We start from the raw sequence: 23,357 nt of genomic DNA on the forward strand, positions 1-23,357 counted from the left end.
TTAAAATTTTAAGTATATTGTTTTGTGATAAAAGCTTTGTTTTCGTTAAAGAAAATAAAAACCATATGGTTTTATTGGTATGCTGTTATTAAATCTAAACAACTATTTTAGGCTAAGAAAAAATACAATTTTTAAAATAAAATGGTCGTACATCTAAAGAAAATACACATTAACCGGTTTAGATTCTACAAAAGTGTTGTTAGAAAAATTTATAACAGAACACTGATAATAAAACACTGATAATAAACACAACTTATAAGCAGGCAATCTGTAACGATAATTAAAGAGGCATAAAATGGCTATAAAAATTTTTCTCGTTTGTTCAGCTGGCATGTCTACCTCAATGGTAGTTAATAAAATGAAAGAAGCAGCAATAGCAGAAGGTATTGATGCTGAAATTAAGGCATATTCACAATCAGAGTTTAACGATGTTGTTGATAAATATGATGTGTGTATGATTGCCCCCCAGATTTCGTATCAGTTCGATCACTTTAACAGTATCTGTGTTAAAAAAGGATTGGGTTGTGGAAAAATCGAAATGATCGATTACGGAATGATGAAAGGTGATGTGATCCTGAAGCAGGCTATTGCACTATCTAAAAACTAATAAATTGCATATAAATAGCATTAGCACTGTCATTCCGCATTTGAATAACGATTAAATTTCACCTTTAAAAGGTGAAATTTAATCGCGGAGTGATACGGTAGTGAAAAGTGATTGACCGCGATCCTACTTTTTGATCTATTACTCTCAGCTGTCATCATAAACTTTGTTGCGTTTTCCTTTATCACTGTGTACAACGGCTTTGATTTGTTTGTTGATGACAATGTCATAGGAAATAAAGTAGATGAGAGGAGAAAACTAGTATTAATAATGCCGCAATGAGCACATCCAAGCGTTAATAATGAGTAGTGAGTAATGAATAAACCTAATAGGAAAACTGTTCTAATGAAGCGTCATCGATAATAACGTTTAGTTTTTTCAGATCCCGTTCAGTGCTATCCACCAGTTCATTATTGAAGATAAATGCAGGTACGTTGCCAGCAGGATCAATCCACGTTTTATAATTGACTTCAACTAATGAGTCACTACGTTTTTTGATTACCCAACTCGATTCAACTTGTGAAACACGAACATAAAGATCATTAATTGCTACTTGTTCACTACAAGAAACAATATTAATAGTGATGATCGTTTCCTCAAAGGAAGTGTTAACACAGGTAATGAGCTCTCGATTTTTAAACGGCCAAGGGCTGTTTATGATGGTTCGCAATAAATATTTCTGGTTATTATAGACTGTCAATACTTCTACGCTATCCAACCGCTGCAACCATTGTGATGTTTGCTTAATATTTGATAAGACTCTAAACACGAGCTCTTTAGATTTGTAAGTATAAAAACGTGCTTCCACCTGTTTAAAATCGCTTTGCTTGTGTTGCTTTAAATCAACCTGAACACTCGCCATTGATTCAGCTACTTTTTTCTGTTGCAACTGTACATTGGCACAACCAGAAAGCCACAGAGTAGAAACTAACAAAAAATACACAGAAATTATGCTTAAACGATGTTCCATTAGTGCTCTCCATTCCATAAAAGAACAGTGACACAATAAAAACCCACTGTTTAACAAAAAAGAAGTATAACACACTGTATGTATTGAAGAGATTTTAGGTATTTTCATTTCAACCTCCAGTTAAATCAATGATGTATTCACTGGGTTAGCAGAATAAATTAAACCACGTCAGTTCTTAAAATGGTTGGACTTGATCTGTAAACACGTCCTATCGTTAGGTCGTCATTTACATAAATCTGTAAGTGCTCTGGCAATTATCAAGCGACTTCATGAAAGATTAAACTCCAATAACGAAAAAACCCTAGTTTATTTGCATAAACTAGGGTTTAGAATGGTTGGAGTTGGCCAATAGACTGGACTCTATCGTGTATAGTCTTTCGCGTACGTCTGTAAATGCCCTGCAATCATCAAGTAATTTAAATATAAAACTAAAACCCTATAAACGAAAAAGACCCTGTTCACATAAAGTAAACAGGGTCTAGAATGGTTGGAGTTGGCCAATAGACTGGACTCTATCGTGTATAGTCATTCGCGTACGTCTGTAAATGCCCTGCAATCATCAAGTAATTTAAATATAAAACTAAAACCCTATAAACGAAAAAGACCCTGTTCACATAAAGTAAACAGGGTCTAGAATGGTTGGAGTTGGCCGATAAGCCGGGTTCTGTCGTTGAATCGTCATTCGTCTAGGCCTGCAATCACTCACAGGCTCAAGCAACCTACCCGCTTCCAGCATGGGCCATGCCTCAGGAAGCCTATTTGGTTTTGCTTCGGGTGGAGTTTACCTTGCACTAATGATTACCCACTAGCCGGTGCGCTCTTACCGCACCCTTTCACCCTTACCTACTAATAAATTAGCAGGCGGTCTCCTCTCTGCTGCACTTGTCGTTAGCTCGCGCTACCCAGGCGTTACCTGGCACCCTGCCCTTTGAAGCCCGGACTTTCCTCCCCTTTTCAATACTCTAGAAATACATCTAAAGCAATCAAAGCGGCGACGATCTGGCCAACTCCGCGGCGTATTATACGGTAAAGCGATCACACTACAAGTAGTTAAAGCAATTATAATTGTTGTAATAATTCTTAGGTTCAAATAATAAGCAAACATGTAAGTTATTTCATTTTTCAAACGACTTGCATTAACAAATTAAATCATTTTATAGACTAAAGGTATTTATAGATTAAAAGCAGTTATATACCCATTATCAATCGAGATGCTTTATTCAGTCGTTAGCTTGGACAGTAAGGCAAGGCGTAACATGATGACAATGGCGAGTCCTTATCGAATGTTGCAACGCTGAATTGCTTTTCGAGCTAACGACCCACAGGGTAAGTTGTGAGGCAAGCATCTTCGTTGTTAGAAAGTATTGATTGAACTAGTTAGATCTTCAACTTTCTGCCTAGAAGCTACTCACCTCACAACTTGCTGAACTTTGCATCTTGAATGGTAACGGGTATAGATTAAGGGCTATCAAATATTTAAAGTAATACACGAACTAAACGAAGAACTATAAACCTGCCTTTACTTACTAAAGGCAGATTTATAGTTTGAAAGGTGATGTAGAAAAACTGGTACGGGCTTTATTCGACCTATAAATTTTCTAGGCCCCATTTATAAAGGTCATTTTTCTTAAGATGATGAATTTCAGCAGTGATAGCGGCAGCTTTTTTAAGTGGTAACTCTTTTTTCAATAAAGTCAGTGTTTTGATCGCCTCTACCGAGAGTGCATCTTTATCTTTGCTCGCACCTGCTACCATCAATACAAATTCACCACGGCAATGGTTGGTATCTTGTCCTAACCAATCCAACATTTCATCAGCTGGTAACACGTAATACGACTCAAACATTTTAGTTAATTCACGTGCAATCACTAATTTACGATCCGCACCCATGATATTAATGATATGTTTCACTGTATCTTGAATACGACGTGGTGATTCATAAAAGATCATGGTTTGTGTTTCTTCTGCTAATGCGGTCAGTTTCTCTGTTTTTGCTTTTTCTTTAACCGGTAAAAAACCTTCAAATGAAAATCTATCCGAGGGTAAACCAGCCGCCGAAAGTGCAGTAATAGCAGCGCATGCACCGGGGACAGGCACAACATCAACACCCGCTTCACGACATTCATTAACCAAATGGTAACCAGGATCACTAATTAACGGAGTACCTGCATCTGAGATCAAAGCAACAGACTGCCCTGCTTTTATCTTTTCAATCAACACACTGCCGCGTTGACGTTCATTATGATCATGTAATGGAAAAGTAGGCTTACTTATTTGGTAGTAACTTAATAGTTTACCGCTGTGGCGAGTATCTTCTGCTGCAATTAAATCAACGTTTTTTAATATTTCAATGGCGCGGTAAGTAATATCTCCAATATTGCCCAAAGGAGTGGCAACAATATACAGTTTTGCGCTTACTTCGTTATTTAATTGATTATTTTCAGACATATTCGACTCTATTAAAGTGTTAAGGATTGTTTAACTAAGTCGGCAATATTACACTATAGGCATCTTGATACCTATCTGAAAACTGATCTGAGATTGGTTTGATTAAAAAGGACAAAAAATTTGAACACTGCAATCTTATCTAAACGCGCTTTATACTTTCCTCTCATGGTTTTGAGCATGTTGTTTGTGTCTGCTTGTTCTGTCATTGAGCCAGATAAAAGTACTGCACCAACATTGTTTACTGAGTTTAATGAATCAGCACAATATTTATTAAAACAAGCCGATAAGCTCGATGAAGCTAACAATACGCAATGGCAATTAGCGGCTGTACAAGCATTAACACAGGAAAATAAATTTGTTTTAGCAGATTCTGTGATTGAACATTTACAAAAGAAAACGCTGACGACACAACAAAACAATCATTTATTGTTATTGATTGCTGAAAATGACTACGCGCTTAATCAATTTGATAACACCTATACGACACTTAAAAAGATTGATCAGAATGTATTAAGTGCACCTGCAAATTTCCATTACTTAAAGATAAAAGTTGATTTGCAAGTTAGTAATAAAGAACATCAAGCAGCGTCCGATACATTGCTGGAATTAACACCTCTATTAACTACAGGTCAAGAGAAACAAACTTACAATGATTTGTTATTAAATGAGTTATCGCTATTAGACCCAAGCATTTTAAACAAATTTAAAAAAGTTACCTCAAGCGCACAAATATTCTCAAATGAGGCACCAATCAGCGATGCGACTGGTGATAATGCAAATGCACAAACAGCACTTGTTACACAGCAAAAAGAGATGTTTGTACATGGTTGGTATGCATTAGCTAGCGTTTATCAACGCTATCAATTACGTAATAACCAATTACTGCAAGCGGTGGATGCTTGGAAGTTAGCTTATTCAACTCACCCTGTTATTGATTATATGCCAACGCAATTAACTAATATTGAAGAGGCAATTCCTTACGAAGCACATAAAATTGCGGTGCTATTACCGTTATCAGGTCGATTTAAGAAACCAGCAGAAGCAATACAATATGGCATCAGCCATGCTTTTTATAATAAATTAGCATTGGAAAAGCAGTTAGATAGCGAACAGGCACAGTTTAAAGAGTCTGATACGTCAATGGCTTATACACCTGAAATCATTATTCCGAGTGAGTTAAAAGCGCCTCCGGCCGATTTGCTGTTTATTGACACAACAAAACAAACTGCACAATCGATTGCGGACCAATTACATGCTCAAGGTATTGATTTTGTAATCGGCCCTTTAGTAAAATCTAATATTGATCAGTTATTACCTTTAATTACAGATATTCCCGTATTAGCTTTAAATCGCTTCCAAGAAGATGATGACTCAGCGGCGGCAAGCTCATCAATTCATTACGCATTTCCACTTTCTCCGGAAAATGAAGCAGAGCAAGCGGCAGAAACTATTTTTGAACATAATCATAAAAAGCCTTTATTGTTAGCGCCAAAATCTAAATTTGGTGAGCGTGTTGCCGCTGCATTTGAAGCGCGTTGGAAAGCGTTAAATGAAGAGCAACAAGCAGAATCTGATAATGGCATAGAGGGTTATCCAGCTGAAACGCATTATTTTGCAGCTAAATCAGAGTATCCAAAGTTAATATCAGCTGCATTACAAACAGATAAAAGCCAACAACGTATTAACCAGATGAGATCGGTCATTGGCTATGGTATTGACTCGGAGCTTAGAAGCCGTCGTGATGTGGATGCTATCTATATTATTAGTAGCCGTAGTGAATTAATTTTATTGAAACCTTTTATTGCAGTGACAGTGAGCCCTTTTGCAGAGAGTATTCCTCTTTATGCAAGTTCACGTAGCCATGCTTCTGATTTGGCCAATATTCAAAATAAAGAGCTTTCTGAACTGACTTTTTCAGATATTGCCTTTTTAATGGATGACGACAGTCAAATGAATAAAAATATTCAAGCAATCTGGCCACACCAAAGCTTTAGAACATTACGTTTATTTGCACTTGGGTATGACAGCTACAACTTGATTGAGCAGTTAAAACAAATGCAAGTTATTGAAGGATATAAATATCAAGGTTTGGTGGGCGAGTTAACATTAGATCAGCGCAATACCTTACGTAGTAAGTTACACTGGGCAAAATATCAACAAGGCGAACTCGTTGAAGTTACCTCGTCTGTTTCAGAACAGTAATAGCAGTGGCGTAAAATACGAACAACAAGCCTTGGCTTTTTTACAGAAGCAAGGCTTATTGCTCGTATGTCAGAATTTCTATTGCCGATTCGGTGAAATAGATTTGATTATGTCAGACCAAGATACATTAGTTTTTATTGAAGTACGGTATAGAAAAAATCAAGATTATGGTGGCGCAACGGCATCCGTAACCTATCAAAAACAACAGAAGTTAATTAAAACAGCAAAGCATTATTTATCGCAACTTAATAGTGAACCCTATTGCCGTTTTGATGTGGTCGCGATCAGTGAAAAAACATCAACACCGCAGTGGATACAAGATGCATTTCAAGAGTAACATGTCACATGATTAATGAAAAAATTCAAGCTCATTTTGCAGAGAGCATTCAAACTAAGATCGTTGCAGCAGAAGCGCTGCCAGAGCAGATAGAAGCAGCAGCACTATTGCTTAAAGATTGTTTAATCAATGGCCATAAACTGCTGGTTTGTGGCAATGGTGGCGCAGCAGGTTTAGCGCAGATTTTTGCATCACACTTGCTTAATCGCTATGAAACGGATCGCCCTGCTTTACCTGCCATCGCAATCACTTCCGATTCATCGTTGGTGTCAGCTATTGCCAGTGATAGCCATTTTGACCAAATTTATGCACGCCAAATATCTGCATTAGCACAACCGGGCGATGTATTAATTACTATCAGCCATGGTGGTAATAGCCGTAACATGGTGAAAGCAGTAGAAACAGCACTAAGTAAAAATATACAAATTGTTGCCATGACGGGAGTTGATGGCGGCGAAATTGCAGGCTTATTAGGAGCAGATGATATTGAAATACGTGCACCAAGTGATAAAGGTGCGCGCATTGAAGAGATTCATTTACTCGTAGTTAACTGTTTAAGTGACTTAATCGATCAACAATTATTCCCTCAGTATTAAGCCTGCTGATCGTTTTTGTTTTGTGCACCATGAGATGTTTTGATCGAAGCAGACAAAGAATGTCTGCTTATTCAAGTAGTGTTCGCCAATAAAGCTCAATACCTCTGTGGTGATGCGAAGTTTGTGGTTAAGTGACTATTTATACTGCATTTTCACTTATTTATGTGCACTAACTACCGGTCATCAGTCTAGGCTTATATAAAAAGCCAGAAACTCGTTGTAAAATATACTTGCAAGATTCACCGCCTCTAGGAAAAATTATGAAATTTATGACCCGTTTTTTACCCGCTTTATTGTGTTTTGCACTGTTACAAGGTTGTGCAAGTGGTTTGATTGTTGCTGCTGGTACCGCTGTCGCGGTAAATAGTGATGAACGCACTCTTTCTCAACAAATTGAAGATGATCGTTTATCCATGGTAGCCATTGATAAAGTCGTTAATTCAGATGTATATAACAAAAATATGCGTATTAATATCGTCACTAATAACAGTTTTATTTTATTAATTGGGCAAGCAGATAGTCAAGCGAATAGTAATAAAATAGAAGATATCTTGATTAATATTGATGGTATTAAAGGGGTTTATAACCAACTACGTATCGGTCAAACCATCGGCCTAGTAAGACAAACACAAGATACTTGGCTGACCACTAAAGTCAAAAGTAAGCTTACTGGACACGATAAAGTAGACCCTTTAAAAATTAAAGTGGTTACCGAAAATGCAGAAGTATTTTTGATTGGTCAAGTAACCAAAGAGATGTCTGACTTTGCGACCAACATTACCAGTAATGTTGAAGGCGTTAAACAAGTAGTCAGAGTGTTTGAAACGATACCAGATAAAAAATAAACAAGGATTGAAGACTCAGGTTACTAATCTTAGATACTGGGCTTAAAGATTGAGATTAGTAACGTCTGCCCTTATATAGTTCTTAAAATTGAAAGTATAAAAAAGGGAGTGACTACATTAATGTAGAGACTCCCTTTTTTTATCGCTATTTTTAGTTTAGTTTATTTTAAAATATAGCAAGCGCTATGCTTGTTTTACTAAGTTGTAAATGGCTGTCGATTTACTCTTCAGCTCATTACAATGATCACACCAAAAACTCACCGCACCACAGGCTTTTAGACGCTGTAATGGTTGCCCGCATTCACGACAACAAACGTTAACTACAAAGTCACTATTGCAACTTGGGCAGTGGCGTTTTAATTCGCCACTATTTGCTAACTCTGATTCACAATCTGGACAAGATAACTGCATATTACTTTTTATTTTTACTGTTAGCGTAGTTACGTAGTAAACGTTGACGTTTATACATTTGATGCGGCGTTAATTTGTTACGACGTCCTTCAAATGGGTTAGTCCCTTCTCTAAACTCGATACGGATCGGCGTCCCCATAATCTCTAATGTACGACGGAAGTAGTTCATTAAATAACGTTTATAAGAATCAGCTAATTTTTTAACTTGGTTACCATGAATAACAATTAATGGTGGATTGTAACCACCCGCATGCGCGTAACGTAATTTCACACGACGAGCGCCAACCATTGGTGGCTCATGGTCATCTGTCGCCATACCCATAATACGTGTCAACATTGCTGTTGAAATACGTTTAGTTGAAGAGGTGTAAGCTTCATCTACTGATTCAAATAAATGACCAACACCTGTTCCATGTAATGCTGAGATAAAGTGAATTTTAGCAAAATCGATAAAGCCTAAACGGCGATCTAATTCTGTTTTAACACGCTCTTTATCATACTCAGTCATGCCATCCCATTTGTTCACTGCAATTACTAATGAACGACCAGAGTTTAGGGTATAACCTAGTAGGCTTAAGTCTTGATCTGAAATACCATCGCGTGCATCAATAATTAATAGCACTACGTTTGAATCTTCGATCGCTTTTAAGGTTTTAATAACTGAGAATTTTTCAACGGTTTCATTTACTTTTTTACGCTTACGAACACCGGCAGTATCGATCAGGATATATTCACGGCCATCACGTTCCATAGGGATATAAACACTGTCACGCGTTGTACCAGGCATATCAAATACTAATACTCGCTCTTCACCTAAAATACGGTTAGTCAGTGTTGATTTACCAACATTAGGACGACCAATCAGTGCAAGTTTAATCGGTAAAGCAGCTAAACGTTCTTGCTCTTTAGCGATTTCATCTTCGTCTTCATCATCGTAATCTAGTGCAAATTCATACTCATCGACTTCATCTGACACTGGGTTTTCTTGATGAAACTCTTCTAGAGCAGCATCAATCATTTGACGTACACCTTTACCATGCGCTGCTGCGATTTGATAAACTTCGCCTAATGCTAGGGCATAAAATTCACCACACATTGAATCAGCATCAATACCATCAATCTTATTAGCAACGATCATAACTTTTTTATTTTGTTTACGTAAATGCGCTGCAATTGCTTCATCGGCAACGGTTAAACCTACTCGTGCATCTACTAAAAATAATACGGCATCGGCTTCTTCTATCGCAATTAATGATTGCTCTGCCATTAACGCATCAATGCCCTCTTCATCACCTTGAATACCGCCGGTATCAATCACGATAAATTCAAGTTCTTCAACTTTGGCTTGACCATATTTACGGTCACGCGTTAAACCGGGGAAATCGGCAACTAGCGCATCTCTGGTGCGAGTTAAACGATTGAAAAGCGTAGATTTACCTACATTAGGGCGACCTACTAAAGCGATGACTGGTAACATATTTTTTGAAATCCTATAAACTAAAAAAGCCCCATGCACAGCAAGGGGCTACAGTATAGCGTAAAAACGTATTAAATTATTCTACATTTAATATCGGTTTTTCAATGACGATTAAATCACCACTGCGTGTTTGTAAATAAAGATGCGTAGACGTTGCGATCGGTTCGATGTACAAACCATCAGAGTCTAGATCTTGTTGTGCAACAAATTGTCCGCTTTCACGGTCAATCCAATGTAAATAACCTTCTGCATCACCGACTACAATATATTCATTAGCGACGGTTACCCCTGTAACATTACGGTAAGCTAATTCTTTATTCATCCAACGTTGCTCACCGTCATTACGATTGACAGCAAACACATAACCACGGTAATCGGTTAAGAAAATATCACGACCAGATACCGTTAAATTCTTAAAGCCTGAATATTTTTTAGACCACAACAACTCACCTTTTAACAGGTCAATTGCGACTAAGTTACCATTGTAACCCAAGGCATAAACCGTACCATTAACAATAACAGGCTTCATATCAACGTCGGATAAACGATCTAACTCAGTTGCGCCATAAGGCCTTGAAACCGGAACTTGCCACAATGGTTGGCCATTTTTTAATAGTGCAGCAGCCAAATAACCATCAGCACGACCATAGATGATCCCGCCTTGCGAGATACTTGGTGTTGCGCTGCCACGCAAGGTAAGTTTAGGTTGAGCATTCGTTAAGCTCCACATTTCCTTGCCGGTTAAGCTATCAAGTGCAATTAATTCACCACGGGAAGTATGCACTACCACTAGGCTATTATCATAAATAGGTTGTGCGACCACTTCACCAGATACTTTGCTCATCCATTTAATGTCACCGTTAGTGGCATCAAGTGCAAATACTTGTGCATTTTCAGTACCGATATAAAGTGTATCGCCACCTAAACTAACACCACCAGATAAACGCGCAGAACGATTAGAGTCATTAGACTCATGGTCACTTAGGTCAATTGACCATAGTTTTTTACCATTTTTAACCGTCAACGCTTTTACTTCACCATCACGGGCAGCAATGTAAACGGCATTACTGTCCACGGCAGGCTGTAATTGTGAGTAGTATTTATCTACGCCATCACTAATACTGCTTGTCCAAGCAATAGATGGTTCATAAGTCGCTTCAAACTCTGGCAATTCAGCCATTTTAACAACATCATCTTCACTGCTGAAAATAGAGCAGCCACTTAACACGAGTGTTGTTGTGGTGATGACAGTTAGCTTTTTAACCCATTTAATCATTGTATTATCTCAATTTATTGCGCAGCATCTAACTTAGGTGCTGGAGCAACATCTGCTTTAGCAACGGCTAAATCATCTAATTGTAATTGTAATAAAGGATCAACACGGCCTTCACTTGCATCAACTGCTGTTTGAAATGCACTACGAGCAGCTTCAAGATCGCCTTGCTTTAAATAAACTAAGCCTTTACTTTGATTCGCTTTAACAATAAAGCCTTTTGCTGTGATTTTGTCTAACGTTGTTAATGCCGCTTGATAATCACCTAACTCACTATTTACTCGTGCAAGACGTAATTGAATAACTGGTGTTAACGGTTCATAGCTATTGCTGGCTAACAAATTAGTCAACTGTGTTTTTGCTAATGCAAAATCTTTAGCTTGAACGGCTTCTTTAACTAATAATAATGCACCTAATGTCGCGTAGTTATTGTCTTTGTTTTCGGCAATGAAGGTACGCATTTCAGTACTGCTTTGATCTTCACCGTCGGCTTCAAACTTGCTTAATACTTGCTGAAACTCAGTCGATGCTTTTTCTTGATTTGTCGTCACGGTTTCACCGTAATAACGCCATCCCCAAAGACCCGCTAAACCAACAACAGCGCCCACAACCAACATGGTTCCATTTTCGCTCCACCACTTTTTAATGGCATCAACTTGTTGTTCTTCTGTTTCGTAACCTTCAATAATATCAACCACGTGTGTTCCTTACTTATTCTGTTTTATCAATACACTATGCAAAGTAGGTAGGTAATACCTTAACTAAGCTGTCAATTGCAACGGTTTGTTGCTCTGAGTTTCCTTGCAAGTCTTTAATTGTGACGCAACCACTCTCTAATTCACTTTCACCAATAATTAACGCAACTTTTGCACCGCTTTTATCGGCACGCTTCATCTGTTTTTTAAAGTTACCTGCGCCACAGTGATGCATCATTTTTAATTGTGGTAATTGGTCTCGTATAATTTCAGCAGCTTTAAAGCCTGCGATATCAGTACCTTCACCAACAAGAATGCTATAGATATCAACATCACCTTTAACATCTTCATTTAATTCTAGGGTTTCTAGCATTAAAATAATGCGTTCCAGCCCCATTGCAAAGCCCACTGCAGGTGTTGCTTTACCGCCAAGTTGTTCAACTAAACCATCATAACGACCACCAGCACAAATTGTACCTTGAGAGCCTAGGCTAGTTGTTACCCATTCAAATACAGTACGGTTGTAATAATCTAAACCACGTACGATACGTTCATTGATCACGTATTTAACGCCCGCTGCATCTAAGTATGATTGTACTTTGGCAAAATGTGCTGCTGTTTCGTCACCAAAATAATCAGATAGTTTCGGAGCATCTTCTAAGATTGCTTGAACCGCTTCATTTTTGCTATCTAACACACGTAATGGATTGGTTAACATACGACGTTTACTGTCTTCGTCGAGTTTATCTTCGTGTAACTGCAAGAACTCAACTAATTTCGCTTTATAAACATTACGTTCTTCATTGCTACCTAAAGAATTTAATTGCAGTTCAACATGTTGCTCAATGCCTAGTGCTTTCCATAAACGTGCAGATAATAAAATAACTTCTGCATCGATATCTGCACTTGCAATACCAAAGGTTTCTATTCCAACTTGGTGAAACTGACGGTAGCGACCTTTCTGTGGGCGTTCATGGCGGAACATCGGTCCGATGTACCACATTCTACGTTCTTGGTTATAAAGTAAACCATGCTCATTACCGGCACGCACACAAGAGGCAGTCCCTTCTGGTCGTAAGGTTAAGCTGTCGCCATTACGGTCTTCAAAGGTGTACATCTCCTTTTCAACGATATCGGTCACTTCACCAATCGAACGTTTAAATAGATGGGTACTTTCTACAATCGGCATACGAATTTCAGAATAGCCGTAACTACTGACGGTTTGTCTAATTAATGACTCTAATTTCTGCCAAACAGGGGTTTGTTCAGGAAGGGTATCGTTCATACCACGAATAGCTTGTATCTTCTTTGCCACAATGATTTCCGAATTCTGTCGATGAATAAAAATACATACAGTATGTATTGTTAATAAAATTGTCAGTCATTATAAGGAAGTTTGTGTCTAGATGGAACAATACTGCAGAGGTTTGCCGCGTTTAAGGTAAATAAAAAGCCCAAATATTAAAAACAGTTGGGCTTATTACGAAGTTTTCACTAAAAGTGTTGATTAACACAGACTTAATTTATTAAGCACCGGTTATTTTTAACCTTTAACTATAATGTTACTTTGGTCAGTACGGCTGATACGAGCACGAATTTTTGCTTCAAGCTGGTCAATCACGTTGTCATTATCAAAGCGATCACGCTGGCGTGTTCCATCTTCATAAAAACCACTTTTGTTTTTGCCGCCAGTAATACCAATATCAGATATTAATGCTTCACCAGGTCCGTTTACAACACAACCAATGATCGATACATCCATCGGCATGACTACGTCTTCTAAACGCTCTTCTAAGGCATTAACCGTTGCAATTACATCAAACTCTTGACGAGAACAGGTTGGGCAAGCAATAAAGTTAATACCGCGGCTACGAATGCGTAAGGATTTTAAAATATCGAAACCTACTTTGATCTCTTCTACCGGATCAGCAGCTAACGACACTCGCAATGTATCACCAATGCCTTGCGACAATAACATACCAAGACCTACCGCAGATTTAACGCTACCGCTACGCAAACCGCCGGCTTCAGTGATACCAAGGTGTAGAGGTTGAATAATTTGATTTGCTAGTAGTTGATATGATTCAACGGCTAATAGTGCATCAGATGCTTTTACGCTGACTTTAAATTGATCAAAGTTAAGGCGATCTAGAATGTCCACATGACGTAACGCAGAGTCCACTAATGCCTGCGCAGTCGGTTCACCATATTTCTCTTGAATATCCACCTCTAAAGAACCACCGTTAACGCCAATTCGAATAGGGATATTTTTATCACGTGCACAATCCACAACACTGCGGATTCGTTGCTCATTACCAATATTGCCAGGATTAATGCGTAGGCAATCTACACCGTACTCAGCCACTTTCAACGCAATACGGTAATCAAAGTGAATATCGGCTATCAAAGGAATGTTGCACTGCTTTTTAATTTCACGAAACGCTTCAGCCGCATTCATAGTAGGAATAGAAACTCGCACCATATCGGCACCAACTGCTTCTAAGCGTCTGATTTGTGCAACGGTTGCATCCACATCTGTTGTTAACGTGTTAGTCATTGATTGCACGGTAATTGGTGCACCACCACCCACAGGGACATTGCCCACCATGATCTGTTTAGATACGCGGCGTATTATCGAAGAGGTATGACTCATTGTAATTACTCTTTAAAGTTAAAGGTTCAAGGTGATACGTTAGTATATCGCTTTTATTGTCGAATTATTATGACTGAATTATGACTGTACGAAGTAACAATTAGTTGCTTACTCGCACCAATTTAACATCATTTAATAGAAACTTCGCCGCAATATAGATTGCGCTAATTTTAGTTGAAATAGAGCCGCTCCTGCAAGTATTAACTAACGACTTTTCATTCACATATTAGTGCGTCAAATATTATTTATTAGTTAGATTGGTAGCCGCTATTGCTTTAGCTTGCTGATCATTACTGTGCGCTTTCTGTTTCAACACTTTGTTCATCAGCTGTCACAGGTTGCGCTGTCGACTCAGTCGGCAAAGTATCTTGGTCATTAAACAAAGGCTCATTTTCATCAGATTGTTCAGGCAAGCGCATCTCTCTATTTTCAGTTATAACACCTGGTTTTACCATAGAGAACAAAGCAGAATAATTCCAAAATACAGCCAATCCTGTGGCGGTGAGTAACATCAGTAGGAAGATTGTCCAGAGCACTTTTTTTGCTGAGCTTTTTTTTGCCCTGAGAATATGCGGACTTTTTAAGGTTGTTACACGTTTTTCAGGGTGTATTAATTGTTGGTATTCAGGATAAGATTTTAGATCAGTCACCCCCACCATTTTACTGTAATTGGCAATATAACCACGTAAATAAATGATCGGGTATCGATTTTCAGCAATCACTTGCTCTAAATTATTTTCAATATCTAAAATAACGGTTTCTTTCAAATTGAGTTTAAGAGCAAGCTCATCAATAGATAAATTAGCCGCTAATCGACTTTCTTTAAGAACTTTATCGAGTGTCATTGTCGTTTCCATCTGTAGAGTTTGATCAGTCATGGTGCTCATTATTTAAATAGCTCAAAGCTTGTTGGGAGGTAGGAAATTTATCTAAAAGTTGTGCCGAATATCTTGCTAAACTTGCTTTTTTGCCGGAAGCATAACTCAAACGTACCCATTGCCATAAGCTTTCTGCCGTTGCAGGTGAGCTACGTTGAAAGGTAAATAAGTTAATTGCAGCCGCTTTATAATTTTTTTCAGTAATATTTAACTTAGCTAAAGATAAATTAATACCAATACTATTAGGGCTATGCGATAAAGCGTAACCATAATAGAAAATGGCTTTCTTATTATCTTTTGCCTCTTCTGCACATACGGCCGCATTGGAGTAAGTACGGGCAACGCGCGTGTAATGTGGTAATGAAATTGCTTTTAAGAAAGCCTCTTCTGCTTTTTCATACTTACCTTGTGCGCATAAGAAAGTACCATAGTTATGATAAGTATCGCCATTATCATCATCTAAGGCTAAGGATTTTTTATAAAATTGCTCTGCTTTATCGTTTTCGTTTACTTTTTGATAATAATAAGCGTAGATACGAAAGACTTTGGCACTATTAGGTTGGTATTTTAAGGCGGTATCAAGATTTTCTTTGGCTTGCTGCATCTGCTTGTTTTCTAGATATAACAAAGCTAATTTTAAACGTGTATCCGCAGCGCGTTCAGGATTAAAAGCCATTTTTTGACCGTTGGGGCTATTAATGGTTTTAGTTGTTTCGCTTGAGACACAAGCTGAAATAAAAAATAAAGAGACTAAGCTAATCAATATAAAACGCATAAATTCCTCAAGAACGAAAAGTCGTGCAGGAAATGTCTTTCAAGCATCTCTATTGTGAAGTAACTTGTTGTTTGATGCATGCTTTTTTTAACTGTTCTTGAACTGGATCGTCTTGTTCAAGAACAGAATTTAGGCTTTCTGTTATTAACTCTGTTGAATATTGATGTTTTCGCCATGTTGGCGTTTGTTCATGGTGCGCTTAGTACGGTCAATAACATCACCCACTAATTGCCCACAAGCAGCGTCGATATCATCACCGCGTGTTTTACGCACGATCACCGTATAACCATACTCCATCAACACTTTATTGAATCGGTCAACACGACTATTACTTGGTTTAGTATAGTCATTACCAGGGAATGGATTAAATGGGATCAAATTAATTTTACACGGCGTATCTTTTAATAAATGCGCTAACTCATGAGCTTGATCCGTAGAGTCATTAACGTGATCTAATAATAAATATTCCACGGTCACTTTACCCCGGTTTGCATTCGACTTACTAATATAACGTTTTACACCCGCTAAGAAGTCGGCAATATCATATTTGTCATTAATAGGCATCATTTTAGAACGTAGCGCATCATTTGGCGCATGCAATGAAATCGCTAATGCCACATCAATACGGTCGCCTAAAATATCTAACGCAGGTACAACACCCGATGTAGATAATGTTACGCGACGTTTCGATAACGCATAACCTAAATCATCTAACATTAATTCCATTGCAGGAATAACGTTGTTTAAATTTAATAACGGTTCACCCATTCCCATCATTACCACGTTGGTAATAGGTCGAGTTCCACTTTCACCCATCACACCGATAATTTTAGCTGCTCGCCATACTTGGCCAATAATTTCAGACACGGTCAAGTTACGGTTGAATCCTTGCTGAGCTGTAGAGCAGAAATCACAGGCTAGAGCACAACCTACCTGTGATGAAACACATAACGTAGCACGATCTTTTTCAGGAATGTAAACAGTTTCAACCTCTTGGTTACCTACTGTCATTGCCCACTTAATAGTGCCATCTTCACTGCGTTGTTCAACTTTAACTTCAGGCGCAATTATCTCTGCACGTTGCTTTAATTTTTCACGCAATGCTTTATTAATATTGGTCATTTGATCAAAATCTTCACAACCAAAATGGTAAATCCATTTCATTACTTGTTCGGTACGAAACGGTTTTTCACCCATTTCGGTGAAAAAATCACGTAAACCTTGACGGTTCAAATCTAACAGGTTTACTTTTTTCTGACTCATGGAATGCCTCAACTAGACTAATTCTGGTATAAATTCGGAGGTGGATTGTACATATTTTGAATAACTGATGCTAGTCACAAATTTTAACTAAAAAAATACCTGAGCAAGTTACTGCATCAGGTATTTGTTGTGTAAGGTTTATTACCAAAATAATAAATTTAAAAGTTATGATCAGCGAAACAAGCTTAAACACCCTATTTCTGTTATTAAGCGGCTTATATTGTGTGGCTATAATAACGTTGTCATAGGGATAACTTGTTGTTTATGCCAACTATAGAAAACCTGTGGTGGTAGTTTATCACCGCGTTGATTGACTGTTTTTTGTATATGTCCTGCTCGGATCAGTATTTCAATCATCGGTGCGAGTCCATTTTTTTGTAATCTGAAATGCTTTAATATTGTGCCTTCTTCGACACGTTGTTGCGTTTCAATATAGTCAGATAAACGTTTTAAAATCATGTTTTACTCCTTTACACCAAAGATTGTTTAGAAGTAATAGAGACATCAGCCAACAAATTGCCTTTTAGTTTTAATTTATATAGCACGATTAAAATAATCAAAGCTGAACCTAATAGGTAAGCTAAGCTCGCCATTGGGTGCAATGCAAAAGTTGCCATTTGGTAATAAGCAACCGACACAATGTAAGCGATAGCGGTAGACCAAACGGCGATAAATCGTGCCCAGTTCATCCCAACTTCTCTGACGATCGCTCCCATAGCGGCAGCACAAGGTGCATAAAGTAGAATGAACAGCAGGTAAGCAAAGGCCGCTTCTTGGCTCACAAAGGCTTGCTGAATGTTGCCATAAATAGTCAGGTCAACACCTTGCTCATCTGCTGCAGTAGCTAAATCTCCTAATTCCCCGACATTTATACCTAATGGATCGCTAACATCAATGCCCATAAGGTTTTCAGGAATAGTGGCCAATGCTTGATTAAGCTTTTCTAATAAACTTAATTCAGCTTCAGACCCTGCAGTCTGACTTGAATAGAGATTATTGAGCGTGCCTACCACTGCCTCTTTAGCAAATATCCCCGTAACGATACCTACCGTTGCAGGCCAGTTATCGTCATTAATACCCAGTGGCGATAAAATCGGTGTGATAATCTGCGCCCCTTGGCTAAGCAATGAGCTTTCACTATCCTGATGACCAAAGCTACCGTCAATACCCACAGAGTTCACTACGTTAAGTAATGTCACCACTAAGACAATGGTTTGCCCAGCACCAAATATAAACCCTTTAAGTTTTTGCCAGGTTTTAATTAAGGTATTTTTAATCGTCGGTAACTCATAATCTGGAATTTCTAAAAACATATTTTCGCTTTTACCAGGTAAAATCGTTCGGCTTAATACGTAGCCCGTCAATACCGCCACTAAAATACCGATTAAATACAGTAAAAAAACGATATTCTGACCTTGGTCTGGAAAAAACGCACTGGCAAATAAAGCGTACACAGGTAACCGAGCACCACAGGACATAAACGGAGACATGATCACGGTTAATAAACGTTCACGCTCTTTCTCTAAGGTTCTTGCTGCCATCACAGCGGGTACTGTACAACCAAAACCAACAATCATCGGCACAAAAGACTTACCCGGTAAGCCAATAAATTGCATTGCACGGTCAATAACAAAAGCTGCTCGAGCAAGATATCCTGAGCTTTCTAAGACGGCTAAAAACAGATACAAACAAGCAATCACAGGAATAAATGTCATGACGGTTTGAATGCCATTTCCAACCCCATAAGCGAGGACATTAATAAGCCATTCAGGTGTATTCACAAGACTTAACCACTGCGCTGTTTGATCTACAAACAAGGCACCTGCAGCAATGTCAAAGAAATCAATAAATGCACTACCAATATTGATAGAAAACATGAACATTAAGTACATCACTAATAAAAACACAGGAATACCAGTGAATCGATTTAAAGTAATAGCATCAATTTTTTCTGTTAGAGTTTGGCTGAGGTGCCCTTTCGTTCTGACTGCTTGTTGTGTTAGTGCATAAATAAAAGTGTATCGTACATCTGCGACTTGCAAATCGACATCAATCGCCAATGAATCTCGCAGTTGTTGAATGTTCTGTTTATCTTGTTGATTAAAGCCTTTTAGTATTGAGTGGTCATTTTCAATACATTTAATGGCTAATGCTTGTCGTTTTAAGCGCGTGTTGGCAGGGAATAATTGCGATGTTTGTTCGATGACAGGACTTAATTGAGGACCATAATCAAGCGAGAAATCATTACATAGAGCAGTTAAATCCAGATCCATAAAGGTGCGTTTTAATTGCTTTATTGCTTGTTGATCATGCGCCGATAATGACACTACAGGACAACCTAATTGCTTACTGAGAGCTTTCTCATTAATCACTAAGTGTTGTTTATCTGCAAGGTCCATCTTATTGAGTACCACTAATACCGGCAACCCCAATTCCAATAGTTGTAAGGTTAAATATAAGCTTCTTTCTAAGCAACTCGCATCAATAATATTCATTACAATATCAGGTTCACTTTGCATCATGTACTCAAATGCAACGCGTTCGTCTAGTGATGATCCAAACTGGTCATGATCCAGATTATAAATACCTGGTAAATCAATGATTTTAACGGTTTGCTGTTTGTCTAAAGTAAAGTGACCCGTTTTTTTCTCAACCGTTACACCACTCCAGTTACCCACTCGTTGATTACTACCAGTGAGCGCGTTAAATAACGTTGTTTTCCCTGAATTAGGGTTACCAATAGTTGCGATATTTAAGTTCATTTTAGCGCTCCACTATGATTTGATTAGCGATGCTTTTACGTAGCGCGATAGAACTGTTTGCACAGCGAATTGCAATCGGGTCCCCCATCGGAGCAACACGTAATAATTGTATTTTTGCTTTTGGTAAAAAGCCTAAATTGAGTAATTTTTTGCGCATCATAGGCTCAATAGCATTGATGTTCACAATACTTGCCACTTGGCCTATTTTTAATTCAGATAATACCATTTTTATACCTCACCACTGCTGCACTGAATGCATCAATCAGTGCTTGTTACTAACTAACAAGGTAATACAAACTATTATCATTAACAACGTAAAGTAGACTAAAATGGCCGCTATAAACAAGACTCTTGTTTTAGATCAATTTGTCACCATAAATGAGCTTTGTATTGATTTTTGCATCTACCGTATTAACCGGTATAAAATAGATAAAAATTGAATAGGTAGGGATGATGATGGATTTTGGTGATTTAAATTTAGTTTATTCTACAGACGGTGGCAAAGTAGAAAAAAGCAAGCAAAAGCAGGTTGCACCTGAGGGTGACGGCATTATTCGTCTACATCGTGAAACTAAAGGACGTAAAGGTAAGGGAGTGACCTTGATTAAAGGTTTGCAACTGGACGATAAAGCCATTAAAGCATTGGCAAAAGAGATTAAAAAGCGAACTGGGTGTGGTGGTACAGTTAAAGATTTTGTGATTGAAATCCAAACCGATCAACGTGACATTATTAAATCGGAATTAGAAAAACAAGGTTACCAAGTTAAGTTAGCAGGCAGTTAAGCGTTGTTTTTACCCTGTAATACGCTACAAAAATGGGGTTATGAATTAACCCCATTTTATTGCTTTTTTTATTACAGCTTGATACTTCTGTTACTCATTAAATAACAGCAATCATCACCTTATAAAGGCTTTAATGCCACACTATCAAAATTAATACCAGCCCAACCATTGGCCATAAATTGACGAATATTCTGATGATCCGTAGCATCTGGATGACCTAAAACATGGTCGCGATAATAAACACCAAAACAAGCCAAGGTCTGTTCTTTAGATAAGTTATTTAATTGTGCAAATGAAAAAATCTTACATGAGCCTGCATTTTCGCCAGCAGCGTTTTTTTGTTGCCCATTACTAAACGACGTTTCAGTAAAGTTATAATTTTCTTCAATAACAGCCATTGTATCCGCAAACTCAATCACTTGTGGTTGTGTCTGCAATTTTTTTATAAAGTCTTGTAACGTCATTATATTCCCTTTTTTTATCTACGATGTTGCTTCAATGTTTGTTCAATATTTATTGAAATACATAATATCTGTTTCAATAGCATGTTTTGATCATGACCTTGAATATACTTTGAATCAAGTTAAGCTTTTATAATTAAAATCTAACCGTTAATAAGTTGAATAGGTGAAGTGAACAAATGAGGTGAGCAGATGAATGATAAAAACTATTCATCTGCTCTGTGATAATCATCATCGACCTAGTAATCATTATCAACCTAGTACTCAATAGCAATTTTCAGGACTGTAATCTCTATCTGTGATTAAAACCACTTATGAAGTCGGTTTCATCATTGCTGATGAATTGCACCTGATTACGTCCTTTTTGTTTTGCAGAGTAAAGCGCTTTATCAACCAACGATATCATATCAGTGACGCTATTAATGCCAGGGTCAATCATAGCGACACCAATACTTAAGGTCATTGTCACCGGCTTATTATCATCACTCATAACAATGCATTCTTACCGCTTGCCTAATACGTTCGGCAACAATATGCGCCTGTTTGAAGTTGGTGTACGGCAGTAAAAGAATGAATTCATCCCCCCCAATTCTGGCAAAAATGTCGACATCACGTAATGAGTCAAAACAAACTTTTGTAAAAGAAACTATTGCTTTATCGCCTGTTGCATGACCATGTGTATCATTGATTAATTTGAAGCGGTCAATATCCAGTGCAAAAATAGCAAGATCAGTGTCATATCAATGCACTATATCCAATTCTTTTTTGGCCTGTAACATAAAACCGCGTCGGTTTAATGTTTTAGTGAGCGAGTCTGTTTGTGCTAATAATAAATTTTTAGCTTGATCAAGTTGTTTCCGGTGATTCAACAACAATAGGATCGACATAATAAATAATATGCTCACAACACAGAACACCATCAATATTTTTAAATACCAACTTTGTAACCAGTCTTCGTTAGCTTCACCCACTAAAACATAAAAAGGTAAAGTATCTACTTTGCGCAACCCATAAAATCTGTTCTGATTATCCAGTGGAGAGAGATAGTTAAATGTCATTAAAGTTTGACGCTTGGAAGCAATATATTTAGCCGCAACTTCCCCTTTAACTTGTACCCCGATTTTTTCCGAAATATTGGGGCTTCGAGCCAATAGCATCATATTACTATCTATTACAGCAATTACACCGTGTTTATCCAATGTGACTTGTTCAATGAATGTTGAAAAGAAATTTAGCTCCACCTGAAAAGCAACCACCCCAGCCACTTTTTTTGAGCCTCCACGAAAGGCGCGACTCTGCACTACACCAATGTTACCAGTAGTGCTAATAAAAGCAGGTGTCACAACTTGTCCAGAGTTTTCATCATTTTTGTGCTCAACACACCAATCTCGTAGGCTACCATCAAAGCCAAGTACAGATAATCGAGGGGGATAATTATAAACATGAGTAAGAATACAATTTTTATCTGCCGTACCCACACCAGCATAATAATTAGGTAAAGTTTGTAGTTTGGAGGTGAAAAATTTGGTGCTCGCTTGTTGCTGTTGTGGATCCGGGTGAGGGTAAATCAAATCATCTGAAGAGAGATGACTCATTATATTTAATAGGACGTAATCTGATGCTTGAAACTCTCCTTTAAGCCATTCAGTAACCAAGAAGCTGGTATTGGCTATACGCGAACGAACTGCTTCTTTCTCCTTTGTATACCCTGCATAGGCGCCATATAACACATAGCTCAGAATTAACAAAAAAATAAAATACAATAAACTTCATCTATATTCGTTCATAGGTACCCTTTTTGAATAGAGCCATATACCGATTACTGTACGACTACATTTCTCTTAAGATACTAAATCAGCAAACCTTGATGTAAAAAATACTAAGCATAAAGGTGAAGCGCTGATGGATATTTAATGAATGTTTA

24 protein-coding genes and 1 other RNA gene are annotated in these 23,357 nt (G+C 37.9%); 6 read left to right on the top strand and 19 right to left on the bottom strand.

The features are described from left to right. Nucleotides 1-295 precede the first annotated feature (295 nt). Nucleotides 296-607, top strand: a complete 312-nt coding sequence (locus MT390_RS12355) for a PTS sugar transporter subunit IIB (protein ID WP_166369818.1) — start codon at nucleotides 296-298, stop codon at nucleotides 605-607. Between the two features lie 322 nt (nucleotides 608-929). Here the strand turns inward: MT390_RS12355 and MT390_RS12360 are convergent, their stop codons facing one another. The 3 genes from MT390_RS12360 to rsmI all read right to left on the bottom strand — a co-directional run bounded on the left by MT390_RS12360 (nucleotide 930) and on the right by rsmI (nucleotide 4,022). Beyond that, nucleotides 930-1,574, bottom strand: coding sequence for an SRPBCC family protein (locus MT390_RS12360; protein ID WP_499441424.1), 645 nt, complete (start codon nucleotides 1,572-1,574; stop codon nucleotides 930-932). A gap of 637 nt (nucleotides 1,575-2,211) precedes the next feature. Next, nucleotides 2,212-2,585: RNase P RNA component class A (gene rnpB / locus MT390_RS12365), an RNA gene on the bottom strand. Between the two features lie 576 nt (nucleotides 2,586-3,161). Further along, nucleotides 3,162-4,022, bottom strand: coding sequence for a 16S rRNA (cytidine(1402)-2'-O)-methyltransferase (gene rsmI, locus MT390_RS12370; protein WP_499441426.1), 861 nt, complete (start codon nucleotides 4,020-4,022; stop codon nucleotides 3,162-3,164). Between the two features lie 120 nt (nucleotides 4,023-4,142). Here rsmI and MT390_RS12375 point away from each other — a divergent pair, with 120 nt between their 5' ends. The 4 genes from MT390_RS12375 (at nucleotide 4,143) to MT390_RS12390 (ending at nucleotide 8,002) form a co-directional block, all read left to right on the top strand. Further along, nucleotides 4,143-6,224: a penicillin-binding protein activator gene (locus MT390_RS12375; protein WP_499441428.1), complete on the top strand. Its 2,082-nt coding sequence runs from the start codon at nucleotides 4,143-4,145 to the stop codon at nucleotides 6,222-6,224. Then, on the top strand, nucleotides 6,193-6,561 hold the full coding sequence (locus MT390_RS12380; RefSeq protein WP_166369810.1) for a YraN family protein: 369 nt from the start codon (nucleotides 6,193-6,195) through the stop codon (nucleotides 6,559-6,561). Before MT390_RS12375 ends, MT390_RS12380 begins: the two co-directional genes overlap by 32 nt. Before the next feature lie 8 nt (nucleotides 6,562-6,569). Beyond that, a complete protein-coding gene (locus MT390_RS12385) occupies nucleotides 6,570-7,157 on the top strand; it encodes a D-sedoheptulose-7-phosphate isomerase (protein ID WP_182690220.1) in 588 nt (195 codons plus the stop codon). A gap of 260 nt (nucleotides 7,158-7,417) precedes the next feature. After that, complete coding sequence (locus MT390_RS12390; protein ID WP_166369808.1) at nucleotides 7,418-8,002, top strand: BON domain-containing protein; 585 nt, start codon at nucleotides 7,418-7,420, stop codon at nucleotides 8,000-8,002. Between the two features lie 183 nt (nucleotides 8,003-8,185). Here MT390_RS12390 and MT390_RS12395 read toward each other — a convergent pair whose 3' ends face one another. From MT390_RS12395 to MT390_RS12450, 12 genes are all read right to left on the bottom strand, one after another. Next, nucleotides 8,186-8,413, bottom strand: coding sequence for a zinc ribbon domain-containing protein (locus MT390_RS12395; protein ID WP_166369806.1), 228 nt, complete (start codon nucleotides 8,411-8,413; stop codon nucleotides 8,186-8,188). Nucleotide 8,414: 1 nt separating this feature from the next. Further along, nucleotides 8,415-9,890 carry a ribosome biogenesis GTPase Der gene (gene der, locus MT390_RS12400; protein WP_499441431.1) on the bottom strand — a complete coding sequence of 492 codons (1,476 nt, stop codon included), beginning with the start codon at nucleotides 9,888-9,890 and terminating at the stop codon, nucleotides 8,415-8,417. A gap of 76 nt (nucleotides 9,891-9,966) precedes the next feature. After that, entirely contained in the window at nucleotides 9,967-11,166 is a 1,200-nt protein-coding gene (gene bamB, locus MT390_RS12405; RefSeq protein WP_299664063.1) for an outer membrane protein assembly factor BamB, read from the bottom strand. Between the two features lie 14 nt (nucleotides 11,167-11,180). Continuing rightward, the gene (locus MT390_RS12410; RefSeq protein WP_299664061.1) at nucleotides 11,181-11,861 is read right to left on the bottom strand and encodes a YfgM family protein; all 681 of its coding nucleotides are present in this window, start codon (nucleotides 11,859-11,861) and stop codon (nucleotides 11,181-11,183) included. 34 nt (nucleotides 11,862-11,895) lie between these two features. Beyond that, the gene (gene hisS, locus MT390_RS12415) at nucleotides 11,896-13,173 is read right to left on the bottom strand and encodes a histidine--tRNA ligase (RefSeq protein ID WP_499441433.1); all 1,278 of its coding nucleotides are present in this window, start codon (nucleotides 13,171-13,173) and stop codon (nucleotides 11,896-11,898) included. Between the two features lie 228 nt (nucleotides 13,174-13,401). Next, the gene (gene ispG / locus MT390_RS12420) at nucleotides 13,402-14,511 is read right to left on the bottom strand and encodes a flavodoxin-dependent (E)-4-hydroxy-3-methylbut-2-enyl-diphosphate synthase (protein WP_299664056.1); all 1,110 of its coding nucleotides are present in this window, start codon (nucleotides 14,509-14,511) and stop codon (nucleotides 13,402-13,404) included. 290 nt (nucleotides 14,512-14,801) lie between these two features. Beyond that, nucleotides 14,802-15,389 (bottom strand): helix-turn-helix domain-containing protein, encoded by a 588-nt coding sequence (locus MT390_RS12425; protein WP_499441434.1) that lies wholly within the window; start codon nucleotides 15,387-15,389, stop codon nucleotides 14,802-14,804. Next, nucleotides 15,382-16,164 (bottom strand): type IV pilus biogenesis/stability protein PilW, encoded by a 783-nt coding sequence (gene pilW / locus MT390_RS12430; RefSeq protein WP_499441436.1) that lies wholly within the window; start codon nucleotides 16,162-16,164, stop codon nucleotides 15,382-15,384. The genes MT390_RS12425 and pilW overlap by 8 nt, the downstream gene beginning before the upstream one ends. A gap of 144 nt (nucleotides 16,165-16,308) precedes the next feature. Then, a complete protein-coding gene (gene rlmN / locus MT390_RS12435; protein ID WP_166369790.1) occupies nucleotides 16,309-17,427 on the bottom strand; it encodes a dual-specificity RNA methyltransferase RlmN in 1,119 nt (372 codons plus the stop codon). 228 nt (nucleotides 17,428-17,655) lie between these two features. Beyond that, nucleotides 17,656-17,886 (bottom strand): FeoC-like transcriptional regulator, encoded by a 231-nt coding sequence (locus MT390_RS12440; protein ID WP_166369788.1) that lies wholly within the window; start codon nucleotides 17,884-17,886, stop codon nucleotides 17,656-17,658. 11 nt (nucleotides 17,887-17,897) lie between these two features. Continuing rightward, nucleotides 17,898-20,189, bottom strand: a complete 2,292-nt coding sequence (feoB, locus tag MT390_RS12445) for a Fe(2+) transporter permease subunit FeoB (protein WP_499441438.1) — start codon at nucleotides 20,187-20,189, stop codon at nucleotides 17,898-17,900. 1 nt (nucleotide 20,190) lies between these two features. Beyond that, nucleotides 20,191-20,415, bottom strand: a complete 225-nt coding sequence (locus MT390_RS12450) for a FeoA family protein (protein ID WP_499441439.1) — start codon at nucleotides 20,413-20,415, stop codon at nucleotides 20,191-20,193. 230 nt (nucleotides 20,416-20,645) lie between these two features. Here MT390_RS12450 and yciH point away from each other — a divergent pair, with 230 nt between their 5' ends. Further along, nucleotides 20,646-20,972: a stress response translation initiation inhibitor YciH gene (gene yciH, locus MT390_RS12455; protein WP_499441505.1), complete on the top strand. Its 327-nt coding sequence runs from the start codon at nucleotides 20,646-20,648 to the stop codon at nucleotides 20,970-20,972. A gap of 119 nt (nucleotides 20,973-21,091) precedes the next feature. Here yciH and MT390_RS12460 read toward each other — a convergent pair whose 3' ends face one another. The 4 genes from MT390_RS12460 to MT390_RS12475 form a co-directional block, all read right to left on the bottom strand. Beyond that, on the bottom strand, nucleotides 21,092-21,436 hold the full coding sequence (locus MT390_RS12460; RefSeq protein WP_299664045.1) for a HopJ type III effector protein: 345 nt from the start codon (nucleotides 21,434-21,436) through the stop codon (nucleotides 21,092-21,094). 289 nt (nucleotides 21,437-21,725) lie between these two features. Continuing rightward, on the bottom strand, nucleotides 21,726-21,923 hold the full coding sequence (locus MT390_RS12465) for a diguanylate cyclase domain-containing protein (RefSeq protein WP_499441441.1): 198 nt from the start codon (nucleotides 21,921-21,923) through the stop codon (nucleotides 21,726-21,728). Further along, entirely contained in the window at nucleotides 21,916-22,155 is a 240-nt protein-coding gene (locus tag MT390_RS12470) for a GGDEF domain-containing protein (protein ID WP_499441507.1), read from the bottom strand. The genes MT390_RS12465 and MT390_RS12470 overlap by 8 nt, the downstream gene beginning before the upstream one ends. Nucleotides 22,156-22,173: 18 nt before the next feature. Continuing rightward, nucleotides 22,174-23,196, bottom strand: a complete 1,023-nt coding sequence (locus tag MT390_RS12475) for a hypothetical protein (protein WP_499441443.1) — start codon at nucleotides 23,194-23,196, stop codon at nucleotides 22,174-22,176. Between the last annotated feature and the right edge of the window lie 161 nt (nucleotides 23,197-23,357).

Origin of the sequence: Vibrio sp. 2-Bac 85 (assembly GCF_037546705.1) — a bacterium.
In the GTDB taxonomy this organism is placed as follows: Bacteria; Pseudomonadota; Gammaproteobacteria; order Enterobacterales; family Psychromonadaceae; genus Psychromonas.